The organism is Oryzomicrobium sp., assembly GCF_036820405.1.
Classification (GTDB): Bacteria; Pseudomonadota; Gammaproteobacteria; order Burkholderiales; family Rhodocyclaceae; genus Oryzomicrobium.
On sequence record NZ_DAISLS010000015.1, the window covers coordinates 99,807 to 121,301 of the forward strand.

General features: G+C 67.9%; 16 protein-coding genes. 1 reads left to right on the top strand and 15 read right to left on the bottom strand.

What is annotated here, in order from left to right; genetic code table 11:
* Positions 1–98: 98 nt before the first annotated feature.
* The 7 genes from V7Z98_RS15420 to nirB all read right to left on the bottom strand — a co-directional run bounded on the left by V7Z98_RS15420 (position 99) and on the right by nirB (position 9,261).
* Entirely contained in the window at positions 99–1,313 is a 1,215-nt protein-coding gene (locus V7Z98_RS15420) for a CmpA/NrtA family ABC transporter substrate-binding protein (RefSeq protein ID WP_334158980.1), read from the bottom strand.
* A 559-nt stretch (positions 1,314–1,872) separates the two neighbouring features.
* Positions 1,873–2,481 (bottom strand): ANTAR domain-containing response regulator, encoded by a 609-nt coding sequence (locus tag V7Z98_RS15425; protein ID WP_334158966.1) that lies wholly within the window; start codon positions 2,479–2,481, stop codon positions 1,873–1,875.
* A 275-nt stretch (positions 2,482–2,756) separates the two neighbouring features.
* On the bottom strand, positions 2,757–3,155 hold the full coding sequence (locus tag V7Z98_RS15430; protein WP_334158967.1) for a sirohydrochlorin chelatase: 399 nt from the start codon (positions 3,153–3,155) through the stop codon (positions 2,757–2,759).
* Between the two features lie 75 nt (positions 3,156–3,230).
* A complete protein-coding gene (locus tag V7Z98_RS15435; protein ID WP_334158982.1) occupies positions 3,231–5,033 on the bottom strand; it encodes a bifunctional protein-serine/threonine kinase/phosphatase in 1,803 nt (600 codons plus the stop codon).
* Positions 5,034–5,202: 169 nt separating this feature from the next.
* Entirely contained in the window at positions 5,203–6,417 is a 1,215-nt protein-coding gene (locus tag V7Z98_RS15440; RefSeq protein WP_334158968.1) for a nitrate/nitrite transporter, read from the bottom strand.
* 44 nt (positions 6,418–6,461) lie between these two features.
* Positions 6,462–6,830, bottom strand: a complete 369-nt coding sequence (gene nirD / locus V7Z98_RS15445; protein WP_334158969.1) for a nitrite reductase small subunit NirD — start codon at positions 6,828–6,830, stop codon at positions 6,462–6,464.
* 10 nt (positions 6,831–6,840) lie between these two features.
* A complete protein-coding gene (gene nirB, locus V7Z98_RS15450) occupies positions 6,841–9,261 on the bottom strand; it encodes a nitrite reductase large subunit NirB (protein WP_334158983.1) in 2,421 nt (806 codons plus the stop codon).
* Positions 9,262–9,863: 602 nt separating this feature from the next.
* On the opposite strand from nirB, the gene V7Z98_RS15455 reads away from it, so the two are divergent.
* Positions 9,864–11,738, top strand: coding sequence for a sensor domain-containing diguanylate cyclase (locus V7Z98_RS15455; RefSeq protein WP_334158970.1), 1,875 nt, complete (start codon positions 9,864–9,866; stop codon positions 11,736–11,738).
* Between the two features lie 149 nt (positions 11,739–11,887).
* Here V7Z98_RS15455 and ybiB read toward each other — a convergent pair whose 3' ends face one another.
* From ybiB to V7Z98_RS15495, 8 genes are all read right to left on the bottom strand, one after another.
* Entirely contained in the window at positions 11,888–12,868 is a 981-nt protein-coding gene (ybiB, locus tag V7Z98_RS15460) for a DNA-binding protein YbiB (RefSeq protein WP_293265199.1), read from the bottom strand.
* Between the two features lie 25 nt (positions 12,869–12,893).
* Positions 12,894–15,623, bottom strand: coding sequence for a nitrate reductase (locus V7Z98_RS15465; RefSeq protein ID WP_334158971.1), 2,730 nt, complete (start codon positions 15,621–15,623; stop codon positions 12,894–12,896).
* A gap of 140 nt (positions 15,624–15,763) precedes the next feature.
* Entirely contained in the window at positions 15,764–16,231 is a 468-nt protein-coding gene (locus V7Z98_RS15470) for a ClpXP protease specificity-enhancing factor (RefSeq protein WP_293265201.1), read from the bottom strand.
* 63 nt (positions 16,232–16,294) lie between these two features.
* Positions 16,295–16,900, bottom strand: coding sequence for a glutathione S-transferase N-terminal domain-containing protein (locus tag V7Z98_RS15475; protein ID WP_334158972.1), 606 nt, complete (start codon positions 16,898–16,900; stop codon positions 16,295–16,297).
* A gap of 195 nt (positions 16,901–17,095) precedes the next feature.
* A complete protein-coding gene (locus V7Z98_RS15480) occupies positions 17,096–17,806 on the bottom strand; it encodes a cytochrome c1 (RefSeq protein ID WP_334158974.1) in 711 nt (236 codons plus the stop codon).
* 14 nt (positions 17,807–17,820) lie between these two features.
* Positions 17,821–19,140 (bottom strand): cytochrome b, encoded by a 1,320-nt coding sequence (locus V7Z98_RS15485; RefSeq protein ID WP_334158976.1) that lies wholly within the window; start codon positions 19,138–19,140, stop codon positions 17,821–17,823.
* Between the two features lie 3 nt (positions 19,141–19,143).
* Positions 19,144–19,740, bottom strand: a complete 597-nt coding sequence (gene petA, locus V7Z98_RS15490; RefSeq protein WP_293265205.1) for a ubiquinol-cytochrome c reductase iron-sulfur subunit — start codon at positions 19,738–19,740, stop codon at positions 19,144–19,146.
* A 411-nt stretch (positions 19,741–20,151) separates the two neighbouring features.
* A protein-coding gene (locus V7Z98_RS15495; RefSeq protein WP_334158977.1) for an IS3 family transposase occupies positions 20,152–21,302 on the bottom strand; the annotation gives its coding sequence in 2 pieces (ribosomal slippage) (positions 20,152–21,056 and positions 21,056–21,302; 1,152 coding nt in all).
* Positions 21,303–21,495 lie beyond the last annotated feature (193 nt).

The following is a 21,495-nucleotide window of genomic DNA, read 5'->3' on the forward strand; positions in this document are numbered from 1 at the left end:
CGGACTCCTTCTCATGCAATCAATTCGGTGGTGCAGCGCGGGGCGGGGCGGGCAGCTCGCGTCGTCCTGCCCGCCCCGCACGGGGCAGCCCATCGCGGTCAGGCGTGGACCTTGAAGCCGTCGGCGTACTTCTTCGGGTCCTTGCCGTCCCAGACCACCCCGTCGATCAGCTTCGAGGTGCGCATCTCGCTCTTGGGCAGGGCCACGCCGGCGGCCTGGGCGCCCTGGGTGTAGAGGTCGATGCGATTCACCTTCCTGGCCACCGCCAAGTAGTCCGGGTGTTCCTTGAGCAGGCCCCAGCGCTTGTGCTGGGTGAGGAACCACATGCCGTCGGACAGGTAAGGGAAGTTCACCGTCCCGTCGTTGAAGAATTTCATGTGGTTCTTGTCGTCCCAGCTCTTGCCCAGACCGTTGCTGTAGCGGCCCAGCATCCGTTCCAGGATCACCTCGGGGTCGGTGTTCACGTAGGACTTCTGGGCGATGGTCTCGGCGGTGGCACGCCGGTTGGCGAGCGACCCGTCGATCCAGCGGCTGGCGTCGAGAATGGCGGCGATCATCGCCCGGCTGGTGTTGGGGTGCTTGCTGGCGAAGTCGGCGGTGGTGCCCAGTACCTTCTCCGGGTGATCCACCCACACCTCCTGGGTGGTCACGGCGGTAAAGCCGATCTTGTCCATGATCGCCCGGTTGTTCCACGGCTCGCCGACACAGAAGCCGTCCATGTTGCCCACCCGCATGTTGGCCACCATCTGCGGCGGCGGCACGGTGATGGTCTTCACGTCCTTCAACGGGTTGATGTCGTGGGCCGCCAGCCAGTAGTACAGCCACATGGCGTGGGTGCCGGTGGGAAAGGTCTGGGCGAAGGTCAGTTCGGCACCGGCCCCGGGCTTGCTGGCGATCAGCTTTTTCAGGCTGGCCCCGTCGGTGACGCCCAGGTCGCGCAGCTTGTTGGCCAGGGTGATGGCCTGGCCGTTCTGGTTGAGGCCCATCAGCACCGCCATGTCCTTCTTCGGCCCGCCGACGCCCATCTGCACGCCATAGACCAGGCCGTAGAGGACGTGGGCGGCGTCCAGCTCGCCGTTGACCAGCTTGTCGCGCACGGCGGCCCAGGAGGCCTCCTTGCTCGGGATGATCTTGATGCCGTACTTCTCGTCGAACTTGTTCACCGCCGCCATCACCACCGAGGCGCAGTCGGTAAGGGGAATGAAGCCGATGCGCACCTCCTTCTTCTCCGGTGCGTTGGCCGTGCCGGGAGCCGGCCCGGCGGCCCGGGCCTCGCCCGGCACCAGGCTGCCCACCCCGGCGCTCACCCCCATCCCCAGCACGCCGGCGCCGGCGGACAGGCGCAGCCCGGCGGTGAGGAAGGAACGGCGTTCGGCATTGATGGCGGCCGGCATGGCAGCGTCGGCGGCGTCGGCAGCGGGAAAGCGATTCAAGCGGTTCATGTGCGGCTCCCTGGCAGATGGAAAAACAGGCGTCCGGGTAAAAAAAGACGGCGTCACACCCCGGCAGGAGGAGGTGTTCCGCCGGGATGGACGCCGTTGTCCAAGCCACTCGACCGCGCCGCCCTTGGCACGGTCGATCGTTATTTAGCAACCGCCGTGCCACTCGCCAAAAAAACCCGCAACCCGTTGTTTACCAATGGTTTACAAACCTCCGGCGGCTCTCCTGGAAAAACGGCTCCGGCACCCGAACCGTGCCTTTTCCTGACCGTCACCTGCCGCCATGCACAAAAACGGGGAGGCAATTCCGGCCCGTTCCCAGCTCACGGGGCAACGCCCCCCGCCCCGGCCGGACAAAGCCGGGCAAAAAAAGCGGGCTCCCGCAGGAGCCCGTTCAAGGTGAAACGGAGGAGATCACTACGCGAAGATCGCGTCACAACAACAACCGCGCCGTTTCCAGCACGTTCTGCGCCACTGTCCCGATAGGCTGGCCCCGATCCATGGCCAGCTTGCGGAGCAGCTTGTAGGCCTCGTCTTCGTCGAGGCCCTTGAGCTTCATGAGCAGCCCCTTGGCCTTTTCCACCAGGCGCCGCTCGGACAATTTCTTCTGGGTTAGCACCAGCTCCCGCTTGAGGGCCTGTTCGGCCTCGAAGCGGGCCAGGGCCACGTCCATCACCGGCTTGACCCGGGCCGGCTCCAGGCCGTCCACCACGTAGGCGGCGACGCCGGCCTTCATGGCATCGCGGATGCAGTCCTGGTCACCCTCGTCGGCGAAGATCACCACCGGCCGGGGCATGTCCCGGTTCATGGCCGCCAGGTGCTCCAGGGTGTCCCGGGACGGGTTGTCGGTGCCGATCAGGATCATGTCGGGCTTGAGGGCCTCCACCTGGCGCGCCAAGTCCTCGGCCCCAGCCAGCACCGCCGCCACCTGGCAGCCGGCCATGGCCAGGCCGGCGCACAGCTCGGCGCCGCGACGCTGCGACTCGTCGATCACCAGCACCCGCAGGGCAGCCGTAGCGGCAGGAGGAGAAAGGGGCTTCATGGGCGAGAAAAACGCGGCACGGGATCGGAAGCGGAAATTCAGGACTCGGGAGTCGAGACCCGCCGGCCTGGGCCGACGGGTGGTTCGCCAAGCATTCAGCAAGACCCGGGCCAGAAACCCGTTTCTTTTAAATCAAGGCGTTGGCAAATCCCCAGGGCCGTTCTCGAATAATCCGCGCACCAATACGGTGCCGCGCCCAGTCCCCACGCCCGGCCTTGGCACGGCTGCGGGGTGGCGCCAGGCCGGCAGGTGCCGCGGGCGGCGGAACGGGATGATCAGGCCGCCGAAACGATGCCCGGGATGGCGTCCAGTTGCGCCAGGGCATGGCCGGCCATGGCCGCCACCACGGCGGGGGCTTCGCCCACCGGCGGCGCCAGGTCGAGGCGCAGGCCCGGATGGCGGGCGCGCAGGGCGTCGAGCAGCAGGGGCAGGTCGCGCTTGAGGTGACCGCCCTGGGCGATGAACAGGGGCACCACGGCGATGTGGCGGATGCCCTCGCCCACCAGGGCATCCACGCAGGATTCCAGGCCCGGGGCCATGAATTCGAGAAAGGCCAGCTCGACCCGGGTGCCGGGGGAGCGGGCCAGGATGACGTCGCGCACCCGGTGCATAGGCAGGGCCCATTCCGGGTCCCGGGCACCGTGGGCGAAGAGGATGAGGGCGGGAGTGGTCATAAGGGTTCCGAGGATAGCACCGTGCACGCCCCCCGGGGGTGGCCGGCACCGGGGAGCGGCGGTCGGGTCAGACGCTCAACGCCCCAGCAGCCACAGCAGCAGGAGCAGGTTGATGCCCAGGGAAACCGCCGCCAGGCCGCGCCAAAAGGCCAGGCCGTGGCGCGCCAGCCAGGGGCGCGGGCGATGGCGGGGCACCGCATCGGGCCGGGCCGCCCCCCGTTCCAGGGCCAGGAGGAATTCCTCGGCGGTCTCGAAGCGCCCCGCCGGTTCCCGGGCCACCGCCTTGAGCAGCAGGCCTTCCAGCCAGGCCGGCACGTCAGGCCGGTAGCGCGACGGGGGAACCGGCTCGCCGAAGCGGGGATGCTGGAACGGCTCGATCTCGCCGTAGGGGTAGCGCCGGGTGAGCAGGTGGTAGAGGGTGACGCCGGCCGCGTACAGGTCGTGGCCGGGGGTGACGACAACGCCATCGAACAGCTCCGGGGCCATGAACGACGGGGTGCCCGGGGTCTCCCGCTGGGCATGACCGGCTTCGCCGCTGCCGCCCTCCCCCTCGCCGGAACTGATCGACACGCCCAGGTCGAGCAGGCGCAGCCGGCCGTCCTGGCCCAGATGGACGTTGGCCGGCTTCACGTCCCGGTGGACGATCTCCAGGCGGTGCAGGGCAGCCAGGGCCTTTAGCAGGCGGATGCCGTGCTGCACCACCTCGGCGGCGGGGAAATGGCGGCCTGCGTCCAGGTGGTCCTGGAGGGAGGCCCCCTCGTGCCAGGTCATCAGGAAATACAGGCAGCTGCGCCGCTCTGTCGGCACCACCTGGGGAAAGAACGGGGCGACGACGCGGCGGCCGCGCCATTCCTCGGCCACCAGCCGGGCCGCCTCGTGGTGGTCCCCGGCCAGTTCCGGGCGCAGGGTCTTCATCACCAGCTGCTGGCCGGTGCGGGTGTCGCGCACCCGGTACAGGAGGGTGAGGCGCGAATCCCGCAGCACCGCCTCCACCAGCAGGCCGTCCAGGGTCTGGCCAGGCTTGAGCCGGGGCGGCAGGGGCAGGCGCGCCTCGGCCTCCAGGGAATCGAGCAGGCGGCCGCTGGGCAGGGACTGAACCGCCAGGACCACGGCGCTGGCGTTGTCGCTGCCGCCGGCGGCCAGGGCCAGGCTGGCCAACCCGGCGGCCGCCTGCTGGGGATCGGGCTGGTGCAGCAGCACCTCCCGCAACCGGGCGTCGGGCAGCATGCCCCATACGCCGTCGGTGAGCAGCAGGAAGCGGTCGCCGGCCTGGAGGGCGCCCTCGCCGAAATCCGGGGCGAGGAAGGCGTCCAGCCCCACCGCCCGGGACAGCACGTGGCGCAGTTCCGGGTGTTCCCAGGTGTGGTCGCTGGTCAGGCGGATCAACTGGCCGTCGCGCAGCAGGTAGATGCGGCTGTCGCCGACGTGCACCGTGTAGTAGCGCCGCCCGCGCAGCACCAGGGCCGTCAGGGTGGTGGCCATGCCCGCCAGGGAACGGTCCCGGGCGGCCTGGGCCAGCACCCAGCGGTTGAGGGCCTGCACCACCTTGTCCAGGGCCTGGAGCACCGACCAGGTGTCCGGCGTGGCGTAGTAGTCGCTCAAGAGGCCGCGCACCGTGTATTCGGCCGCCTCCCGCCCGCCCTGATGGCCGCCCACGCCGTCGGCCACCGCCGCCATCAGACCCTTGTGGGCCAGGATGCGGCCTTCCGGGGTGACCACGCCGCAGAAATCCTCGTTGCGCACCCGGGGGCCGGTGAGGGACGCGTGCCCCACCTGCACCACCAGCCCGCCGCCTGGAACGGCGGCGGGCTGGACAGTTGGCGCGGCGCCGGCGGCAGGCGCCGGGGAGGCCGAGGGGGAGGCGGGCAGGTTGGGCATGATCTTCACTCTAGAATCGCCCCGCCGGCTGCGCAGCCCCGCCAAGGTGACCGAGATGTAACAGATGTAAGCACTGTCGCCGTCAGATGCGCGCCGCCTAGAATCGCCCCGCCGGCTGCGCAGCCCCGCCAAGGTGACCGAGATGTAACAGATGTAAGCACTGTCGCCGTCAGATGCGCGCCGCCGACAGGTGGGCGGCGCCCCAGGTGGTGCGCCAGCGGGACTTCACCCCGGTCAGGCCGGCCAGGGCCACCAGGGCTAGGCCGGCGAAGGCCAGCAGCCCCGGCCCGTAACTGCCGGTGAGCTGCCTGGAAAGGCCCAGGCTGGACGCCAGATAGAAGCCGCCGATGCCGCCGGCCATGCCCACCAGCCCGGTCATCACGCCGATCTCCTTGCGGAAGCGCTGGGGCACCAACTGGAACACGGCGCCGTTGCCCATGCCCAGGGCCAGCATGGCGGGCACGAAGGCCGCCACCGCCATCCAGGCCCGGGGCAGCCCGGTGCTGGCCAAGGCGAGGAAGAGCGCCGCCAGCAGGTACATGACGGTGAGGGTCCGCACCCCGCCGATGCGGTCGGCCAGGTTGCCGCCGATGGGCCGCACCATGCTGCCGGCGAACACGCAGGCGGCGGTGAAGTAGCCGGCGGTGCGGGCATCCAGGCCGTACTGGGCGTTGAAGTAGATGGTCAGGGACGAGGCCAGGCCGACGAAGCCGCCGAAAGTCACCGCGTAGAAGAACATGAACCACCAGGCGTCCTTGTCGCGCAGCACCTTCAGGTATTCCCCCGGGGACTTGGCCGGAGGCGCCCCCGGGGCATCCTTGGCCAGGGCCAGGTAGAGGGCCAGGACCAGGCACAGGGGGATCAGGGCCAGGCCGAAGACGTTGCCCCAGCCGTGGCTGGCGGCCAGGCCGGGGGCGAACAGGGCGGCCAGGGCGGTGCCCGAGTTGCCCGCCCCGGCGATGCCCAGGGCGGTGCCCTGGTGCTCCGGCGGATACCAGCGCGAGGCCAGGGGCAGGGCCACGGCGAAGGACGCCCCGGCCACGCCAAGGAAAACACCCAGTACCAGCACCTGCTCGAAGCTGTGGATGCCGAAGCGCCAGGCCACGGCCAGGGCGGCGATCACCACCACCTGGCCGACGGCGCCGGTGCGCTTGGGCCCGAGGGAATCCACCAGCAGGCCCATCACCAGGCGCAGCACGGCCCCGGCCAGCACCGGGGTGGCCACCATCAGGCCCTTTTCGGCGTGGGTCAGGTGCAAGTCCTGGGCGATCTGCACTCCCAGGGGGCCGAGGATGACCCAGACCATGAAGGCTAGGTCGAAGTACAAAAAGGCGGCCAGCAGGGTGGGCGGATGGCCGGCCTTGAGAAAGGATTGCTTGTCCATGACGAGTCCCTCGTAACGGGATGAAAAAAGGACCGGGGCTGCGCCTAGAGCGCCAGCCACACCGCTCCGTCGTCCACCTTGACAGCAAAGGTGGCGCAGCGGCCCACGTCCGGGGCCGCGGCCCGGCCGTCGTCCAGGCCCAGGTTCCAGCCGTGCAGCGGGCAGGTCACCTGGCGGCCGTGGACGATGCCCTGGGACAGGGGGCCGCCCTTGTGGGGGCAGTGGTCGTGGAGGGCGAAAACCTGGTCGTCGGCGGTGCGGAACACGGCAATGGCGGGCTTGCCCCGGGGCTTGACCACCCGGCTGCCGAGGCGGGGGATCTCGTCCACCCGGCAGATGCGCGTCCAGGGCCCGGGGGGGCAGTCCACGGCGGTGCCGGGGATGGCCGCTGAAATGGCGATGGCGTCGTTCATGGCGTTTTCCTCAAACCTCGATGGTGGAAAATTCGTGCCGCTCGGCACCCTGCACCCGTTCCAGCCAGGGGTCGGGCAGATCCTTGAGGGCGTCGATGAGGCGGGCGTAGAGCTGGCGGCGGCCTTCGCCGTCCTCGACGACGCGGCGCTTGACGTAGTCCAAGCCGACCCGCCGCACGTAATGGACGGTGCGCTCCAGGTAGAAGCCCTCTTCCCGGTAGAGTTGGAGGAAGGCGCCGGCGTATTCCTTGACCTCCTCGTCGCTCTTCACCTTGACCAGGAACTCGGCCACCTCGGTCTTGATGCCGCCGTTGCCGGCCACGTACAGCTCGTAGCCTGAATCGACGCCGATCACGCCCACGTCCTTGATGCCGGCCTCGGCGCAGTTGCGCGGGCAGCCGGAGACGGCCAGCTTGACCTTGTGCGGGCTCCACATGCCGAACAGCATGCGTTCGAGCTTGACCCCCATGTCCATCGACTTCTGGGTGCCGAAGCGGCAGTGTTCGGAGCCGACGCAGGTCTTCACGGTGCGGATCGACTTGCCGTAGGCGTGGCCCGAGACCATGCCGGCGGCGGCGAAGTCGGCCCACATTTTCGGCAGGTCGCCCTTCTTCACCCCGAGCAGGTCGATGCGCTGGCCGCCGGTGACCTTGAGGGTGGGCACGTCGTACTTTTCCGCCGCGTCGGCGATGGCGCGCAGCTCGGCCGGGGTGGTCAGGCCGCCCCACATGCGCGGCACCACCGAGTAGGTGCCGTCCTTCTGGATGTTGGCGTGGGCCCGCTCGTTGATGAAGCGGCTCTGGGGATCGTCCTCGGCCTCATGGGGCCAGGTGGAGATCAGGTAGTAGTTGAGGGCCGGGCGGCACTTCTCGCAGCCGTCCGGGGTCTTCCACTCCAAAAAGTGGCGGACGGCGGCACCGCTGGTCAGGTGCTGCTCGCGGATCGCCCGGCGCACCGCCTCGTGACCGTGGTCGGTGCAGTGGCAGATGGGCTTTTTGTCGGAGGCCGCCGGGGTATAGGCGCCGCCGATGGTGGAGGCGATGATCTGTTCCACCAGGCCGGTGCAGGAGCCGCAGGAGCCCGAGGCCTTGGTGCATTTGCGCACCTCGTCCAGGGTGAACAGGCCCTTCTCCTTGATGGCCTTGACGATGGTGCCCTTGGTGATGCCGTTGCAGCCGCACACCTCGGCGTCGTCGGCCATGGCCGCGGCGCTGTTCTGGCCCTGGTGGCCCGCGTCGCCGGCCAGGGACTGGCCGAAGATCAGCCGGTCGCGCTGCTCGTGCACGTCGCGGCCGTCCTTGAGCAACTGGAAGTACCAGGGGCCGTCGGCGGTGTCGCCGTACATCACGCCACCCACCAGCTTGTTGTCCTTGAGCACCAGCTTCTTGTAGACGCCGCCGGCCGGGTCGTGCAGGACGATTTCCTCGGAGCCCTCGCCGCCCATGAAGTCGCCGGCGGAAAACAGGTCGATGCCGGTGACCTTGAGCTTGGTGGAGGTGACCGAGCCCTGGTAGCGGCCGATGCCGTAGTGGGCCAGGTGGTTGGCGCACACCTTGGCCTGCTCGAACAGGGGGGCCACCAGGCCGTAGGCGATGCCGCGGTGGCTGACGCACTCGCCCACGGCGTAGATGCGCGGGTCGAAGGTCTGCAAGGTGTCGGAAACGACGATCCCCCGGTTGCAGTGGATGCCGGCGGATTCGGCCAGGGCGGTGTTGGGGCGGATGCCCACGGCCATCACCACCAGGTCGGCGGGAATCTCCAGGCCGTCCTTGAAGCGGATGGCACGCACCCGGGTGCCGGCCTCGTCGGCGATCAGGGCCTCGGTCTGGGCCGGGATGAGGAACTTCAGGCCGCGCTCTTCGAGGGACTGTTGCAGCATGTGCCCGGCCACCTCGTCGAGCTGGCGTTCCAGCAGCCAGGGGCCGAGGTGCACCACGGTCACGTCCATGCCGCGCAGCTTGAGGCCGTTGGCCGCCTCCAGGCCGAGCAGGCCGCCGCCGATGACCACCGCGTGGCGGCGGGTCTTGGCCGCTTCGATCATGGCGTCGGTGTCGGCGATGTCCCGGTAGGCGATCACCCCGTCCAACTCGTTGCCCGGCACCGGCAGGATGAAGGGGGTTGAGCCGGTGGCCAGCAGCAGCCGGTCGTAGGGGGCGACGGTGCCGTCCTCGGCGATCACCAGGCGCTTGGCCCGGTCGATCCGCACCACCTTCTTGTTCACGTGCAGGGCGATACCGTTGTCGGCGTACCAGGCCAAGTCGTTGAGGATGATCTCGTCGAGCTTCATCTCCCCGGCCAGCACCGGTGAGAGCAGGATGCGGTTGTAGTTGGGGTGGGGCTCGGCGCCGAACACTGTGATGTCGTAGTGGTCCGGGGCGATCTTGAGCAGCTCTTCCAAGGTGCGGCAGCCGGCCATGCCGTTGCCGACCATGACCAGGCGGGGCTTGGTGGCCGCGCCGGCGATGGGGGAAGCGGAAGCGGAGGAAGCCGTGGAAACGGAAGTGGCGGCGGACGACGGGATGGGCGCGTTCATGGCGGCGACTCCTGGTGTGCGGGCTCCGCCGCGGAGGGCGGGAGCGGTTGAAACGGGAAAAGGCGTTTCAGCACATGACGTCGATGTCACGTCGGTAGGACGTCGCGGTCGCCGTTGATCGCGAGTGGGCTGCTGATTCCGATTGAGCAACCGCCGTGCCAACCCCGGCCCCGGCGCGCGTCGCCCGGCCCAGGGCGGCCGCTGCCGCGCCCTGGCCATCGCGGCCCGCCGTTCTCCGCACCAGGGCCGGGACGGATGCCGGCCCCGGGCCGTCCCGGCGCACCACGGCGGTGCATTCCCTGCTGATCCCGCCTGTACCCGCCGCCCATTCGGACGAACCATCCCCACCGCGTGACAAACGGTGCGGCAAGGCCCATGGCAATGAACTAGAAAGAGAAAAGAGGGACTCTATTCTTATGAACACCGCGCCCGACCGGCCCCCCGACCCGCTCCCCTCTTCCGCACCTGCCGATGCAGCCTGCCGCATCGGCAGGTGCGGTTTGCGCCAGGGAGAACATCCCCGCCACACCTTGTGGGGGATGGGTGGCCTGTTGCTGCTCGCCGCCCTGGCCCTGGCCGTCTATACCCTGGTGTCCCTGCGCATGGAGACCCTGGAGGCCGGACGGCGGACCGCCGAGGTGGTGAACCTGGCCCTGGGCGAACAGATCGAGCTGACTCTGGAAGCGGTGGACCTGACCCTGAAAGGCGCCCGGGACAGCCTGTACCGCCAGGGCCGGGACGCCAGCGCCCTGAATTCTCCCCAGCGGCTGGAGGAATCCCTGCGCGACCACCGGGCCGGCGTGCCCAGCATCACCGCCCTGTTCGTCACCAACGACCACGGCGACCTGATCGCCTATTCCGGCCCCGTTCCCGGCACCCGGATCAACGTCAGCGACCGGGACTACTTCCTCGCCCAGGCAACGCGCCGGGACACGGGCCTGTACATCTCCACAGCCTTCACCGGGCGCATAAGCCAGCGCTGGCAGATCGCCCTGAGCCGCCGGCTGGAGGACGGCGGCGGCAAGTTCCTCGGCGTGATCGTCGCCGCCATCGACATCAGCTATTTCGAGACCTTTTTCACCTCCGTGCTGCCCCAGAAAGACAGCTCCGCCCTGCTCTTCCGCCAGGACGGCCGCCTGCTGGTGCGCAGCCCCCGGGTCGAATCGGCCTTCGCCCGGGACTTCCGCCATACCGAGCTGTTCACCCAGATCGACATGCCCAAGCGCCAGGGCACCTACGAGGCCGTCAGCAACATCGACGACCGCCCCCGGCTGGTCAGCTTCCGCGTCGGCGAGCGCTTCCCGGTGATCAGCACCGTCTCCCTGGACCTGCACGAACTGCTCAGCCCCTGGCGCCTCAACGCCTGGCGGATCGGCCTCACCGCCGCCGTCAGCATCGGCCTGTTCGCCGGGCTGCTCTCGGTCATCAACCGCCAGCTGCGCCAGATGGAACGGCAGAGCGAGGAACTGGCCGCCAGCGAGGAACGCTTCCACCACCTCGTCGAGCACGGCGCCGACACCCTGCTGGTGCTCGACGAGGTCGGGCGGATCGTCGAGGCCAACCGCCAGGCCTGCACCAGCCTGGGCTACCGGCGCGAAGAGCTGATCGGCTGCAACATGGACAGGATCGAGGTGAGCGCCAGTTGCCCGCCCGAGCCGGACGGGACGCCGCCGGCCGAGGACGGCACCACCACTGCCGAGGCCCGCTACCGCCGGGCCGGCGGCGAGGAATTTCCGGTGGAGGTGCGTTCGAGCACGGTGCGCCTGGGCGGGCGCCCCCTGCTGCTAATCCAGGCCCGGGACATTTCCGAGCGCAAGGCCTTGCAGGAGTTGCTCGAACGGGCCGCCAAGTACGACAGCCTGACCGGGCTGCCGACCCGGCCGGTGTTCATCGACCGGGCCGAGCAGGCCCTGGTGATGGCCGGGCGCATGCACCGCCAGGTGGGATTCCTGTTCATCGACCTGGACCGCTTCAAGGCGGTGAACGACCGGCTGGGCCACGCTGCCGGCGACGCGGTGCTCAAGGAATCGGCGGTGCGCCTGACCGCCTGCCTGCGCCAGATGGACACGGTGTGCCGCTTCGGCGGCGACGAATTCGTGGTGCTATTGCCCGAGGTGGACGGGGAAGAGGACGTGCGGGTGGTGGCGGAAAAGATCCTGCAATCCTTTTCCGAGCCCTTCCAGCTCGGGGCGGCGGCCATGAGCGTCACCGCCAGCGTCGGCATGGCCCTGTTCCCCGAGGATGGCCAGGACGCGGAAGAACTGCTCTGCCACGCCGACGCCGCCATGTACCAGGCCAAGCAGGCCGGGCGCAACGACCTGCGCGCCTACCACCCGGCCCCGGCGGCGCCCCCCGGGGAAGCCCATGAATCCTGACGGCGGCCGATCCATGGCCGGCTTGCCGCCGATTCATTAATTTTTTTCATATATTGATCCCGGGCCATGGGAAAACTCCGCGACTGGCGCGGACCTTCGTTTTTCCAACAGCCCGATGTATTAATTTTATTAATACATTGCCCCGCCGGTCAGTGGGCCGCCGGCAGCCCTTCCACGGCGACGATGGCCTTGGCTTGGTTGAAGTCCTCGGCGTAGCCGCTGGCGTAGAGGCAGCAGGCCAGCTGGTGCAGGATGGGCAGGGGCACCGGCCCGTGCTCGTCCAGGGTGTGGCGAATCCACTGGGCGGTGGTCTTGGCGTCCGCCGCCTCGGGCAACTGGGGCAGGGACTTGAGGCTCTCGTGCTCGGCCTCGAACAAGGTGTCGCAAACCCCGTCGTGCAGGTACTCGATGCGCGGGCGGCGCTTGGGGTTGGCGAAGGCCTCCCCCTCGGTGGCGCGCAGCAGCAGGGCCCGGTTGTCGAAGCTCAGGATCACCTCGCGCATCATGTCCATGTAGGGCGGGTGGGTGGCGGCCGCCAGCAGGACGCCCTTGCCACGGAAGGGGTCGAGCATCTTCACCAGGCTGTGGGCGCTGTTGCGCAGCCCCAGGCGGCCCCGGGCCGACAGCAGGTTGGCCAGGCCGGGGGAGAACAGGGCCACCGGGGCGAAGGCCAGCTGGCGTTCGTCCAGGGCCAGCTGGGCCTGGACCAGGGTGGTGGAGGGCATGATGCCCAGTTCGCGGAAGACATGGCCGGTGGTGACCCGGGAATAGCCTTCGAGCACGCCGTGCACCACCACCGGCACGCCGAAGCGGGCCAGCAGCAGGGCCAGCAGGGGCGTCAGGTTGGCCCCCTTGCGCGCCCCGTTGTAGCTGGGAATGACCACCGGGCGGATGCGCCCGGCGGGGACGTGCAGGGCCTGGAGCCGCTCCTGGGCGGCGGCCAGGAATCCGGCCATTTCGTCGTTGGTCTCGCCCTTCATGCGCAGCGCGATCAGGATCGCCCCCAGTTCCAGGTCGGGCACGCCGCCGTCGAGCATGGCGCCGTAGAGCTGGCGCGCCTCTTCCCGGGTCAGATCCTTGGCGCCCTCGGTCCCCCGGCCGATTTCCTTGATGAACTGGGCGAAATTCATGGCGTCTCCTCGTTTTACGTATGGGTCAGGCGGCCTGGGCCGACGTCTGGATGGCGCCATGCAGGCGGCGCAGATCGGGCACGCAGCCGCCGCAGTAGCCTCCGCATTTTAGCCGTTCCCGCACGTCATCCACGCTCTCGCCGGCGGCGAAGGCCGCCGCCAGGGTCTGGCGGTCCACGTCGGCGCACTTGCAGACGATCTCCCGGGGCGGTCCCAGGTCTGCCGGCGGGCTGGCGATGGGGGCCAGGGCGAAACGCAGCCGGGAAGCGGCCAGGCCGCTGCCGGCCAGGGCTTCGGGCAACCAGGCGCTGGCCAGGGTCTCGCCGGCCAGGCGGATCGCCACCAGCTCTCCGTCCGCCAGGGCGGCCCGCTTGGCCACACCCCGGGCCGGATCGGCGTAGGACAGCCCGCCGGGCCGCTCCAGGCCGAAATCCCGGTCGAGCTCGGCAAGCAGGCCGGCCTCCGCCGGCCCTGCCAGGGCGGCGCGCAGCACCACCACCGGGCGCTTGCCGCCGTGGAAGGCCACGCTGGCGTAGGGGAAGCGCCCCAGCCAGGCGCGGGCCCGGGCCATGGCGGCGGCGGCCTGCCCGTCCTCGACGCGCTGGATCGCCGCCAGGGGCCAGGGCAGTTGGGCGGCTTCGATGCGCACCGCGGCGTGCTTGAGTTCGGGCTGGCCGGAAATGGGATCGACGCTGGCCGGGGTCAGGGCGTTGGCCCCGGCGCCGGCCATGAAGCGCTCGCCCCAGTGCATGGGTAGCCAGGCGGTGCCGGGGCGTAGGCCGTCGTCGCCCCGGACCCGCACGACGATACTGCCCCGGCCGTTGGCCACCCGGGCCAGGCCGCCGTCGGCCACACCGACTTTGAGCAGGTCGCCGGGATGGAGGCGCAGCAGGGCTTCGTCCTCCTGGTTGAAGAGGCGCGGCACGGTGCCGGTGCGGGTCATGCCGTGCCACTGGTCGCGCAGCCGGCCGGAGATGAGGGCGAAGGGAAAGGCGGCGTCGGTACGGTCCGCCGTAGCCTCGTGGCGGCAGGGGACGAAGCGGGCGCGGCCGCTGGGCGTCTGGAAACAGCCGTCGGTGTACAGCCGGGCGGTGCCGCTGCTATCGCCGGCCCGGCAGGGCCACTGCTGGGGGCCCGCAGATTCCAGGCGGTCGTAGCTCAGGCCGCCGATGTCCAGATCCCGCCCGACGGTGGTCTGCCTGTGCTCGTTGAAGATGGCTTCCGGGTCCGGGTAGGCGAACAGGGTTTCGGCCGACTGCAGCCCCAGCTCCCGCCCCAGGCGCCGGGCGAAGTCGCAGGCGATGGCCCAGTCGGCCCGGGCCTCGCCGGCCGGCGCCACGGCGGCACGCACCCGGCTGATGCGCCGCTCGGAGTTGGTCACGGTGCCCTCCTTCTCGCCCCAGGTGGCGGCCGGCAGGGCTACGTCGGCGTAGGCCAGGGTCTCGGCGTCGGCGAAGGCTTCCTGGACCACCACCAGCTCGGCGGCGGCCAGGGCCTGGCGCACCTCGGCCTGGTGCGGCAGGGACTGGGCCGGGTTGGTGCAGGCGATCCACACCGCCTTGACCTGCCCGCTCTTCAGCCCGGCGAACAGGTCGATGGCCTTCAGCCCCGGCCTGGGCGACAGCCAGGGCACGCCCCAGAATCTGGCGATCTCGGCCCGGTGGTCCGGGTCGGCCACGTCCCGGTGCCCCGGCAGCAGGTGGGCCATGCCCCCCACTTCACGCCCCCCCATGGCGTTGGGCTGGCCGGTGAGGGAAAACGGACCGGCACCGGCCCGGCCGATCTGGCCGGTGGCCAGGTGCAGGTGGATCAGGGCGGCGTTGTTGTGGCTGCCGTGGGCCGACTGGTTGAGGCCCTGGCAGTAGAGGGACAGGGCGGCACCGGCCCGGGCGAACCAGCGGGCGGCGGTGACGATGTCGGCGGCGGGCACCCCGGTGATGGCGGCGGCGGTGTCCGGGGCGTATTCGCGGACGATCTTGCCCAGGGCATCGAAGCCTTCGGTGTGGGATTCGATGTAGGCCTCGTCCAACAATCCTTCCGCGATCATCACATGCAGCATGCCGTGGTAGAGCGCGATGTCGGTGCCGGGCTTGAGGGCCAGGTGCAGGTCGGCCTGGGCGGCGGTCTCGCTGCGCCGGGGGTCGGCAACGATCACCTTGAGAGCCGGATTGGCCGCCCGGGCGTCCTCGATGCGCCGGTAGAGGATGGGGTGGGCCACCGCCGGGTTGGCGCCGGCGATGAACAGGCAATCGGCCAGTCCCAGGTCCTCGTAGCTGCACGGGGGCGCATCCACCCCCAGGGTGAGCTTGTAGCCTGCCGCTGCCGAGGACATGCACAGGCGCGAGTTGGTATCGACGTTGTTGGTGCCGATCAGGGCCTTGGCCAGCTTGTTGAAGACGTAGTAGTCCTCGGTGAGCAACTGGCCGGAGAGGTAGAAGGCCACGCTGTCCGGGCCGTGGCGGCGGATGATCTCGGCGAAGCGGCTGGCGGTGTGGTCCAGGGCCTCGTCCCAACCGGCCTGCCGAGCCCCGGTGCGCCGGCCATCGGCGCCGCGCTGGCGCAATTCCGGGTGGAGCAGCCGGGTGTCCGGTCGGGCCGTCAGGTGCAGGCTGGCGCCCTTGGTGCACAGCCGGCCGAAGTTGGCGGGGTGGTCGGGGTCGCCCCGCACGCCGGTGATGCGGTCCTGGTCGTGCGCGATCAGAACGCCGCAGCCGACACCGCAGTAGCAGCAGGTGGATCGGGTTTCGTGGGTCATGGCAGTCTCCTGCCCGGCCCGCAGCAACTGCCGTGCCATCCCGCAAATGCTTGTTTTTGCGCGCACAAGACGAAAAAACGCCCCGGCCTAGGGCACGGGGCGCATCATGTTGGTGCAGCTGGCCCCTTTGGGGCCGCGGGTCACTTGACCCGTTGCAGGTGCGGGCGACCGGGCTTGGGCGCCGGTGCCTCGGGGGGCGGTTCGGCCGGCGCGGCCGCAGCTTCGGGGGCGTCAACCGGCTCCAGGGCGGCGGCCTCGTCCAGCGCTTCCACTTCGAAGGCCATGCCGGCGCCGTTTTCCCGGGCGTAGATGGCGGCCACGCACTCCACGGCCACCGAGATGTCCCGGGCGACACCGCCGAAACGGGCCTGGAAGGTGATCAGGTCGTTACCCATCTGCAACCGGTTGGTGGCGTCGGGGCTGACGTTGAGCACGATCTGGCCGTCGCGCACGAATTCCCGGGGTACCCGGCTGCGGCCATCCACCATCACCGCGATGTAGGGCGTGAAGCCGTTGTCGCAGCACCATTCGAACAGGGCGCGCAGCAGGTAGGGCTTGGTGGAGGGCAGTTCGCTGCCCTGCTCGTTGTCGTATTGATCGTCTTGCATTGCTGTCTCCTCGGGGGCGGAACCGCATTCCGCCCCGGGAACCGCTCGCGCGGTCCCGTGCCCTTACTTGCGCATCACCTTTTCAGGCGGGGTCAGGGCATCGATGAAGCCCTGGCGGCTGAAGATGCGCTCGGCGTACTTCATCAGCGGGGCGGCGGTCTTGCCCAGTTCGATGCCGTAGTGGTCGAGGCGCCACAGCAGGGGGGCCACGGCCACGTCGAGCATGGAGAAGTCGTCCCCGAGCATGAACTTCTGCTTGGTGAACATGGGGGCCAGCTCGGTCAGGCGGTTGCGGATCTCGGCCCGGGCCTTGTCCTTCTCGGCGGCCTTGGCGTTGGTCTTTTCCAACACTTCCATGTGCACGAAGATTTCGCGCTCCATGCCGGACAGCAACTGGCGGGAACGGGCGCGCTGGATCGGGTCCGCCGGCATCAGCTGCGGATGCGGGAAGCGCTCGTCGATGTACTCGTTGATGATGTTCGGCTCGTAGAGGATCAGATCACGCTCGACGAGCACCGGGACGCGGCCGTAGGGGTTGATCACGGCGATGTCTTCCGGCTTGTTGAACAGGTCTACGTCGATGACCTGGAAATCCATGCCCTTTTCGTACAGCACGATCCGGCAACGGTGGCTGAAGGGGCAGGTGGTTCCCGAATAAAGGTTCATCATGGTTCAAGCCCTCGCTATTCTGGGCCGGCCGCACAAGGCGGACCGGGCGATCGTCAAATACCCGGGACGGTGGCGTCGCGGGCCACCCCCGTCAAAACGGAAACGGCACCGACGGTTCGGCAACCCTAGGATTGCCACCACCGCCGATGCCGGAGACCGGGAACGGCAGCCGTTCCCGGTTGTGCCTGTTACAGCTTAGTGCACGTCTTTCCAGTACTCACGCTTGAGCGCGTAGGCCAGGACGAAGAGCACAGCCAGGAAGGCCAGCACGCCCAGGCCCAGGCTCTTGCGGAACCCGGCCTGGGGTTCGCCGATCCAGACCAGGAAGCCGACCAGGTCGGCGACCTGCTTGTCGTACTCGGCGGCGGACAGTTTGCCCGGGGTAACCAGCTCCAGCTTGTGCTCGGCGTTCAGCTTCTGTACGCCTTGCAGTTCGTACAGGATGTGCGGCATGCCGACGTTTTCGAACACCACGTTGTTCCAGCCGGTCGGACGGTTCTCGTCACGGTAGAAGGAACGCAGGTAGGTGTACAGCCAGTCGGCGCCGGAACCGAACTCGGAAGCGCGGGAACGGGCGATCACGGACAGGTCCGGAGGCGTGGCGCCAAACCACTTCTTGGCTTCGTCCGAACGGATGGCGACGCGCATCGGCTCACCGATCTTCTCGGCGGTGAACATCAGGTTGTCCTTGATCTGGTCCTCGGTCAGGCCCAGTTCGGTCAGCCGGTTGTAGCGGACGTAGGACGCGCCATGGCAGTTCAGGCAGTAGTTGACGAACAGCTTGGCGCCGTTCTGCAACGCAGCCTTGTCGCCCTGGACGTCCGGGGCCTTGTCGAGGTGGAGTTCGGCACCGTTGGCGAAAGCCAGGAAGGGTGCGAAAAGCAGTGCGGTAAGAAGTTTTTTCATGGTCTGCATCCCGGTTACATCGTCACGCGGTCGGGCTCGGGGCTGTACTTGTCGATCTTCGACCACCAGGGCATGGTGATGAAGAACATGAAGTAGTACACCGTGAGGATCTGGGCCACAGGAGCGCCCGGGATCACGCCGAAGAAGGCATAGGACGGCGGCTGGGTGCCGAGGAAGCCGAGAATGCCGAAGGCGATCACGAACAGGATCAGCAGGGTCTTGAAGATCGGGCCGCGATAGCGGATCGACTTCACCGGGCTGCGGTCGAGCCAGGGCAGGAAGGCCAGGATGACCACACCCAGGCCCATCGCCACCACGCCCCAGAACTTGGCGTCGAGACCGAAGAACGGCCACACCATGGCACGCAGCAGGGAGTAGAACGGGGTGAAGTACCAGACCGGAGCGATGTGCGGCGGGGTCTTCAGCGGGTCGGCCGGGATGAAGTTGTTGAACTCCAGGAAGTAGCCGCCGCCTTCGGGGGCGAAGAACACCACGCAGGAGAAGACCATCAGGAAGACCACCACGCCGACGATGTCCTTCACCGTGTAGTACGGGTGGAAGGGGATGCCGTCGAGGGGGATGCCGTTGGCGTCCTTGTGCTTCTTGATCTCCACACCGTCCGGGTTGTTGGAACCCACTTCGTGCAGGGCCAGGATGTGGGCGGCGACGAGGCCGATCAGCACCAGGGGCACGGCGATCACGTGGAAGGAGAAGAAGCGGTTCAGGGTCGCATCGCCCACCACGAAGTCACCGCGGATCCACACGGACAGCGGCTCGCCGATCAGCGGGATGGCGGAGAACAGGTTCACGATCACCTGGGCGCCCCAGAAGGACATCTGGCCCCAAGGCAGCAGATAGCCCATGAAGGCCTCGGCCATCAGGCACAGGAAGATCAGCACGCCGAACACCCAGATCAGTTCGCGGGGCTGCCGGTAGGAACCGTAGAGCAGGCCGCGGAACATGTGCATGTAGACGACGATGAAGAAGGCCGACGCACCGGTGGAGTGCATGTAGCGGATCAGCCAGCCCCAGGGCACATCGCGCATGATGTACTCGACTGAGGCGAACGCCACGGGGATGCCGTTGACGTTGAGGGAGGCGTCCGGCTTGTAGTGCATCACCAGGAAGATGCCGGTGACGATCTGGATCACCAGCACCAGCAGGGCCAGGGAGCCGAAGAAGTACCAGAAGTTGAAGTTCTTGGGCGCGTAGTACTCGGACAGGTGCGCCTTCCACATGGAGGTCAGGGGGAAGCGCGCATCGACCCACTCCAGGACGTTGCCGCCCACGGAGCCGTCGGACTTGTATTTTTCGAAGTTGGTGTTGGCACCCATGGCTTATGCCCCCTTCTCGTCTTTGCCGATAATCAGGCGGGTATCGGACAGGTACATGTGCGGCGGCACCACCAGGTTGTCCGGCGCAGGCTTGTTCTTGAACACGCGGCCGGCCAGGTCGAAGGTGGAACCGTGGCAGGGGCACAGGAAGCCGCCCAGCCAATCGGCGCCCATGCCTTCTTCGCCGCCGTGCTTGAACTTGGAGGAAGGAGAACAGCCCAGGTGGGTACAGATGCCCACGGCCACCAGGAACTCCGGCTTGATCGAACGGGTTTCGTTCTGGCAGTAGGTCGGCTGCTGGGGCTTGTCGGACTTGGGATCGCTGACCGCTTCGTCGAGCTTCGGCAGGGTGTCGAGCATGTCCTTGGTGCGGTTGATGATCCACACCGGCTTGCCGCGCCACTCCACGGTCATCATCTGACCCGGCTCAAGCTTGCCGATGTCCACCTCGACAGGCGCACCGGCCGCTTTGGCACGCTCGGAGGGGAGCATGCTGGAGACGAACGGCACGAGCGCCGTCAACGCCCCTACCCCGCCCACGGCCGCGGTCGTGACGACTAGCCGCCGCCTTCCGCAGTCCACTTTCTGCTCGTTGCTCATACGCTGGTCCCTAATGGAAATGAAAGACACAAAACCACGGGATTATAAAGGAATCATGAGCCCCCTTGAAAGCACCCATAGCATCTGGCAATTGACGCATCGGATGCCGATGGCAAACGAGCCACTTATCGTCTGCCGGAGATGTTCTCAACAGGAAATGCAGGCATCGACGTGTCCAAAGGCAGGATTGGTGGATTGCTTTCAGCGCCCGTTACTCATTTAATGCGGGGCGCTTGCGCACGGCAGCAGGGCGTTGGCGCCTTCCACATTACCTGGAGGTGCACCGCCCCCGCCAAACGCCTGGAAAAGACGAAGCACTGGCGCCAGGCGTTGCGGCGAGTCGGGAGTGTTCAGGGGAAGGGCGAACCCGCTTCTTTGGCCACAAATTCTGTTGTTTGAATCGCCCCGGCTTCAGTAGACACTCTGGAGCCGGTTGAAATACTGCTTCTCGAACTCGACTGGGGCCAAGCCGCCGGTGTAACCGTGGCGGCGCTTCGGGTTGTAGAAGAGCTCGATGTAATCAAAGACATCCCGCCGGGCTTCCTCGCGATCAGCGTAGATCTTCCGACGAATCCGCTCCCGCTTGAGAAGCTGGAAAAAGCTCTCGGCCACAGCGTTGTCGTAGCAGTTGCCGCGCCGGCTCATGCTGGCCACCAGGTTATGGGCCTTCAGGAACGCCAGCCATTCATGACTGCTGAACTGGCGGCCCTGGTCGGAGTGGATGGTCACCGCCGATTTGGGCTGCCGGCGCCAGACGGCCATCAATAGTGCGTTGAGAGCCAGATCGGTTGCCATGCGGGATTGCATCGACCAGCCAACCACCTGCCGCGAAAACAGATCGAGCACGACGGCCAGGTAGAGCCAGCCCTCATGGGTCCGGATATAGGTGATGTCGGTGACCCAGACCTGGTTGGGCGCCTGAACGTCGAACTGCTGTTCCAGCCGATTCGGCGCCACCACGGCCGGCTTGCCGTAGCGGCTTTGGCGACGACGGTAGCCGGTCTGGGAGCGTAGTCCTTCGGCCCGCATCAGCCGATAGACGCGATGCTTGCCGTAGCGCTCGCCCAGGTCACGCAGATCCTCGGTGATCTTGCGGTAGCCATAGACGCCACCGCTCTCCAGCCAGGATTGCTTGATCAGGCCGGAGAGGCGCTGATCAGCCTTGCCCCGTTCGGAAAGCGGCTCGGCTCGCCAGGCGTAGTAGCCGCTGGGATGGACTTTCACCATCTGGCAAAGCCGCCGCACAGAATGCCGTTCTTCTTCGCTCTTGATGAAGGCGTACCTTACCGGGACTCCTTGGCAAAGTACGCTGCGGCCTTTTTTAAGATATCGCGCTCCTCGGTGACGCGCTTCAACTCGGCCTTCAGCCGCCGGATCTCGACGGACTGGCTCTGCTGTTCTTGCCGTGCTTCCGCCGGCAGGCTGTACTGCTTCAGCCACGCATACAAGCTGTGCTGTGACACTCCAATCCGGCTCGCTACCTCGGCCACCGGATGGCTCCGCTCAGTGACCTGCTTGACCGCTTCGACTTTGAACTCTTCCGTGTAACGCTTGCTGCTCATGACACCTCCCTATTGCCTCAAGTTTAAGGCTCAAAGGTGTCTACAGATTCCGGGGCGATTCAGTTGTCTGAGCGGAGGCGCTCTGCGGAGAGGGGCGGTTCTAGGTTGAAGTGCCTGCCGTGTCGGCACAGCAGGGATAGAGCGCCTGGCGGGAGGCGTCTTCGTGCGGCTGGCGGTTGGGGGGGCCTGGGGG

Bases quoted from the DNA above. Each gene is read 5' to 3' on its own strand.
- V7Z98_RS15440 (WP_334158968.1), bottom strand. From the start codon at position 6,417: ATGGACAAGCAATCCTTTCTCAAGGCCGGCCATCCGCCCACCCTGCTG.
- V7Z98_RS15435 (WP_334158982.1), bottom strand. From the start codon at position 5,033: ATGCCCAACCTGCCCGCCTCCCCCTCGGCCTCCCCGGCGCCTGCCGCC.
- V7Z98_RS15465 (WP_334158971.1), bottom strand. From the start codon at position 15,623: ATGACCCACGAAACCCGATCCACCTGCTGCTACTGCGGTGTCGGCTGC.
- V7Z98_RS15425 (WP_334158966.1), bottom strand. From the start codon at position 2,481: ATGAAGCCCCTTTCTCCTCCTGCCGCTACGGCTGCCCTGCGGGTGCTG.
- ybiB (WP_293265199.1), bottom strand. From the start codon at position 12,868: ATGAATTTCGCCCAGTTCATCAAGGAAATCGGCCGGGGGACCGAGGGC.
- V7Z98_RS15430 (WP_334158967.1), bottom strand. From the start codon at position 3,155: ATGACCACTCCCGCCCTCATCCTCTTCGCCCACGGTGCCCGGGACCCG.
- V7Z98_RS15470 (WP_293265201.1), bottom strand. From the start codon at position 16,231: ATGCAAGACGATCAATACGACAACGAGCAGGGCAGCGAACTGCCCTCC.
- petA (WP_293265205.1), bottom strand. From the start codon at position 19,740: ATGAGCAACGAGCAGAAAGTGGACTGCGGAAGGCGGCGGCTAGTCGTC.
- nirB (WP_334158983.1), bottom strand. From the start codon at position 9,261: ATGGTCGGCAACGGCATGGCCGGCTGCCGCACCTTGGAAGAGCTGCTC.
- V7Z98_RS15485 (WP_334158976.1), bottom strand. From the start codon at position 19,140: ATGGGTGCCAACACCAACTTCGAAAAATACAAGTCCGACGGCTCCGTG.
- nirD (WP_334158969.1), bottom strand. From the start codon at position 6,830: ATGAACGACGCCATCGCCATTTCAGCGGCCATCCCCGGCACCGCCGTG.
- V7Z98_RS15420 (WP_334158980.1), bottom strand. From the start codon at position 1,313: ATGGGGGTGAGCGCCGGGGTGGGCAGCCTGGTGCCGGGCGAGGCCCGG.
- V7Z98_RS15480 (WP_334158974.1), bottom strand. From the start codon at position 17,806: ATGAAAAAACTTCTTACCGCACTGCTTTTCGCACCCTTCCTGGCTTTC.
- V7Z98_RS15475 (WP_334158972.1), bottom strand. From the start codon at position 16,900: ATGATGAACCTTTATTCGGGAACCACCTGCCCCTTCAGCCACCGTTGC.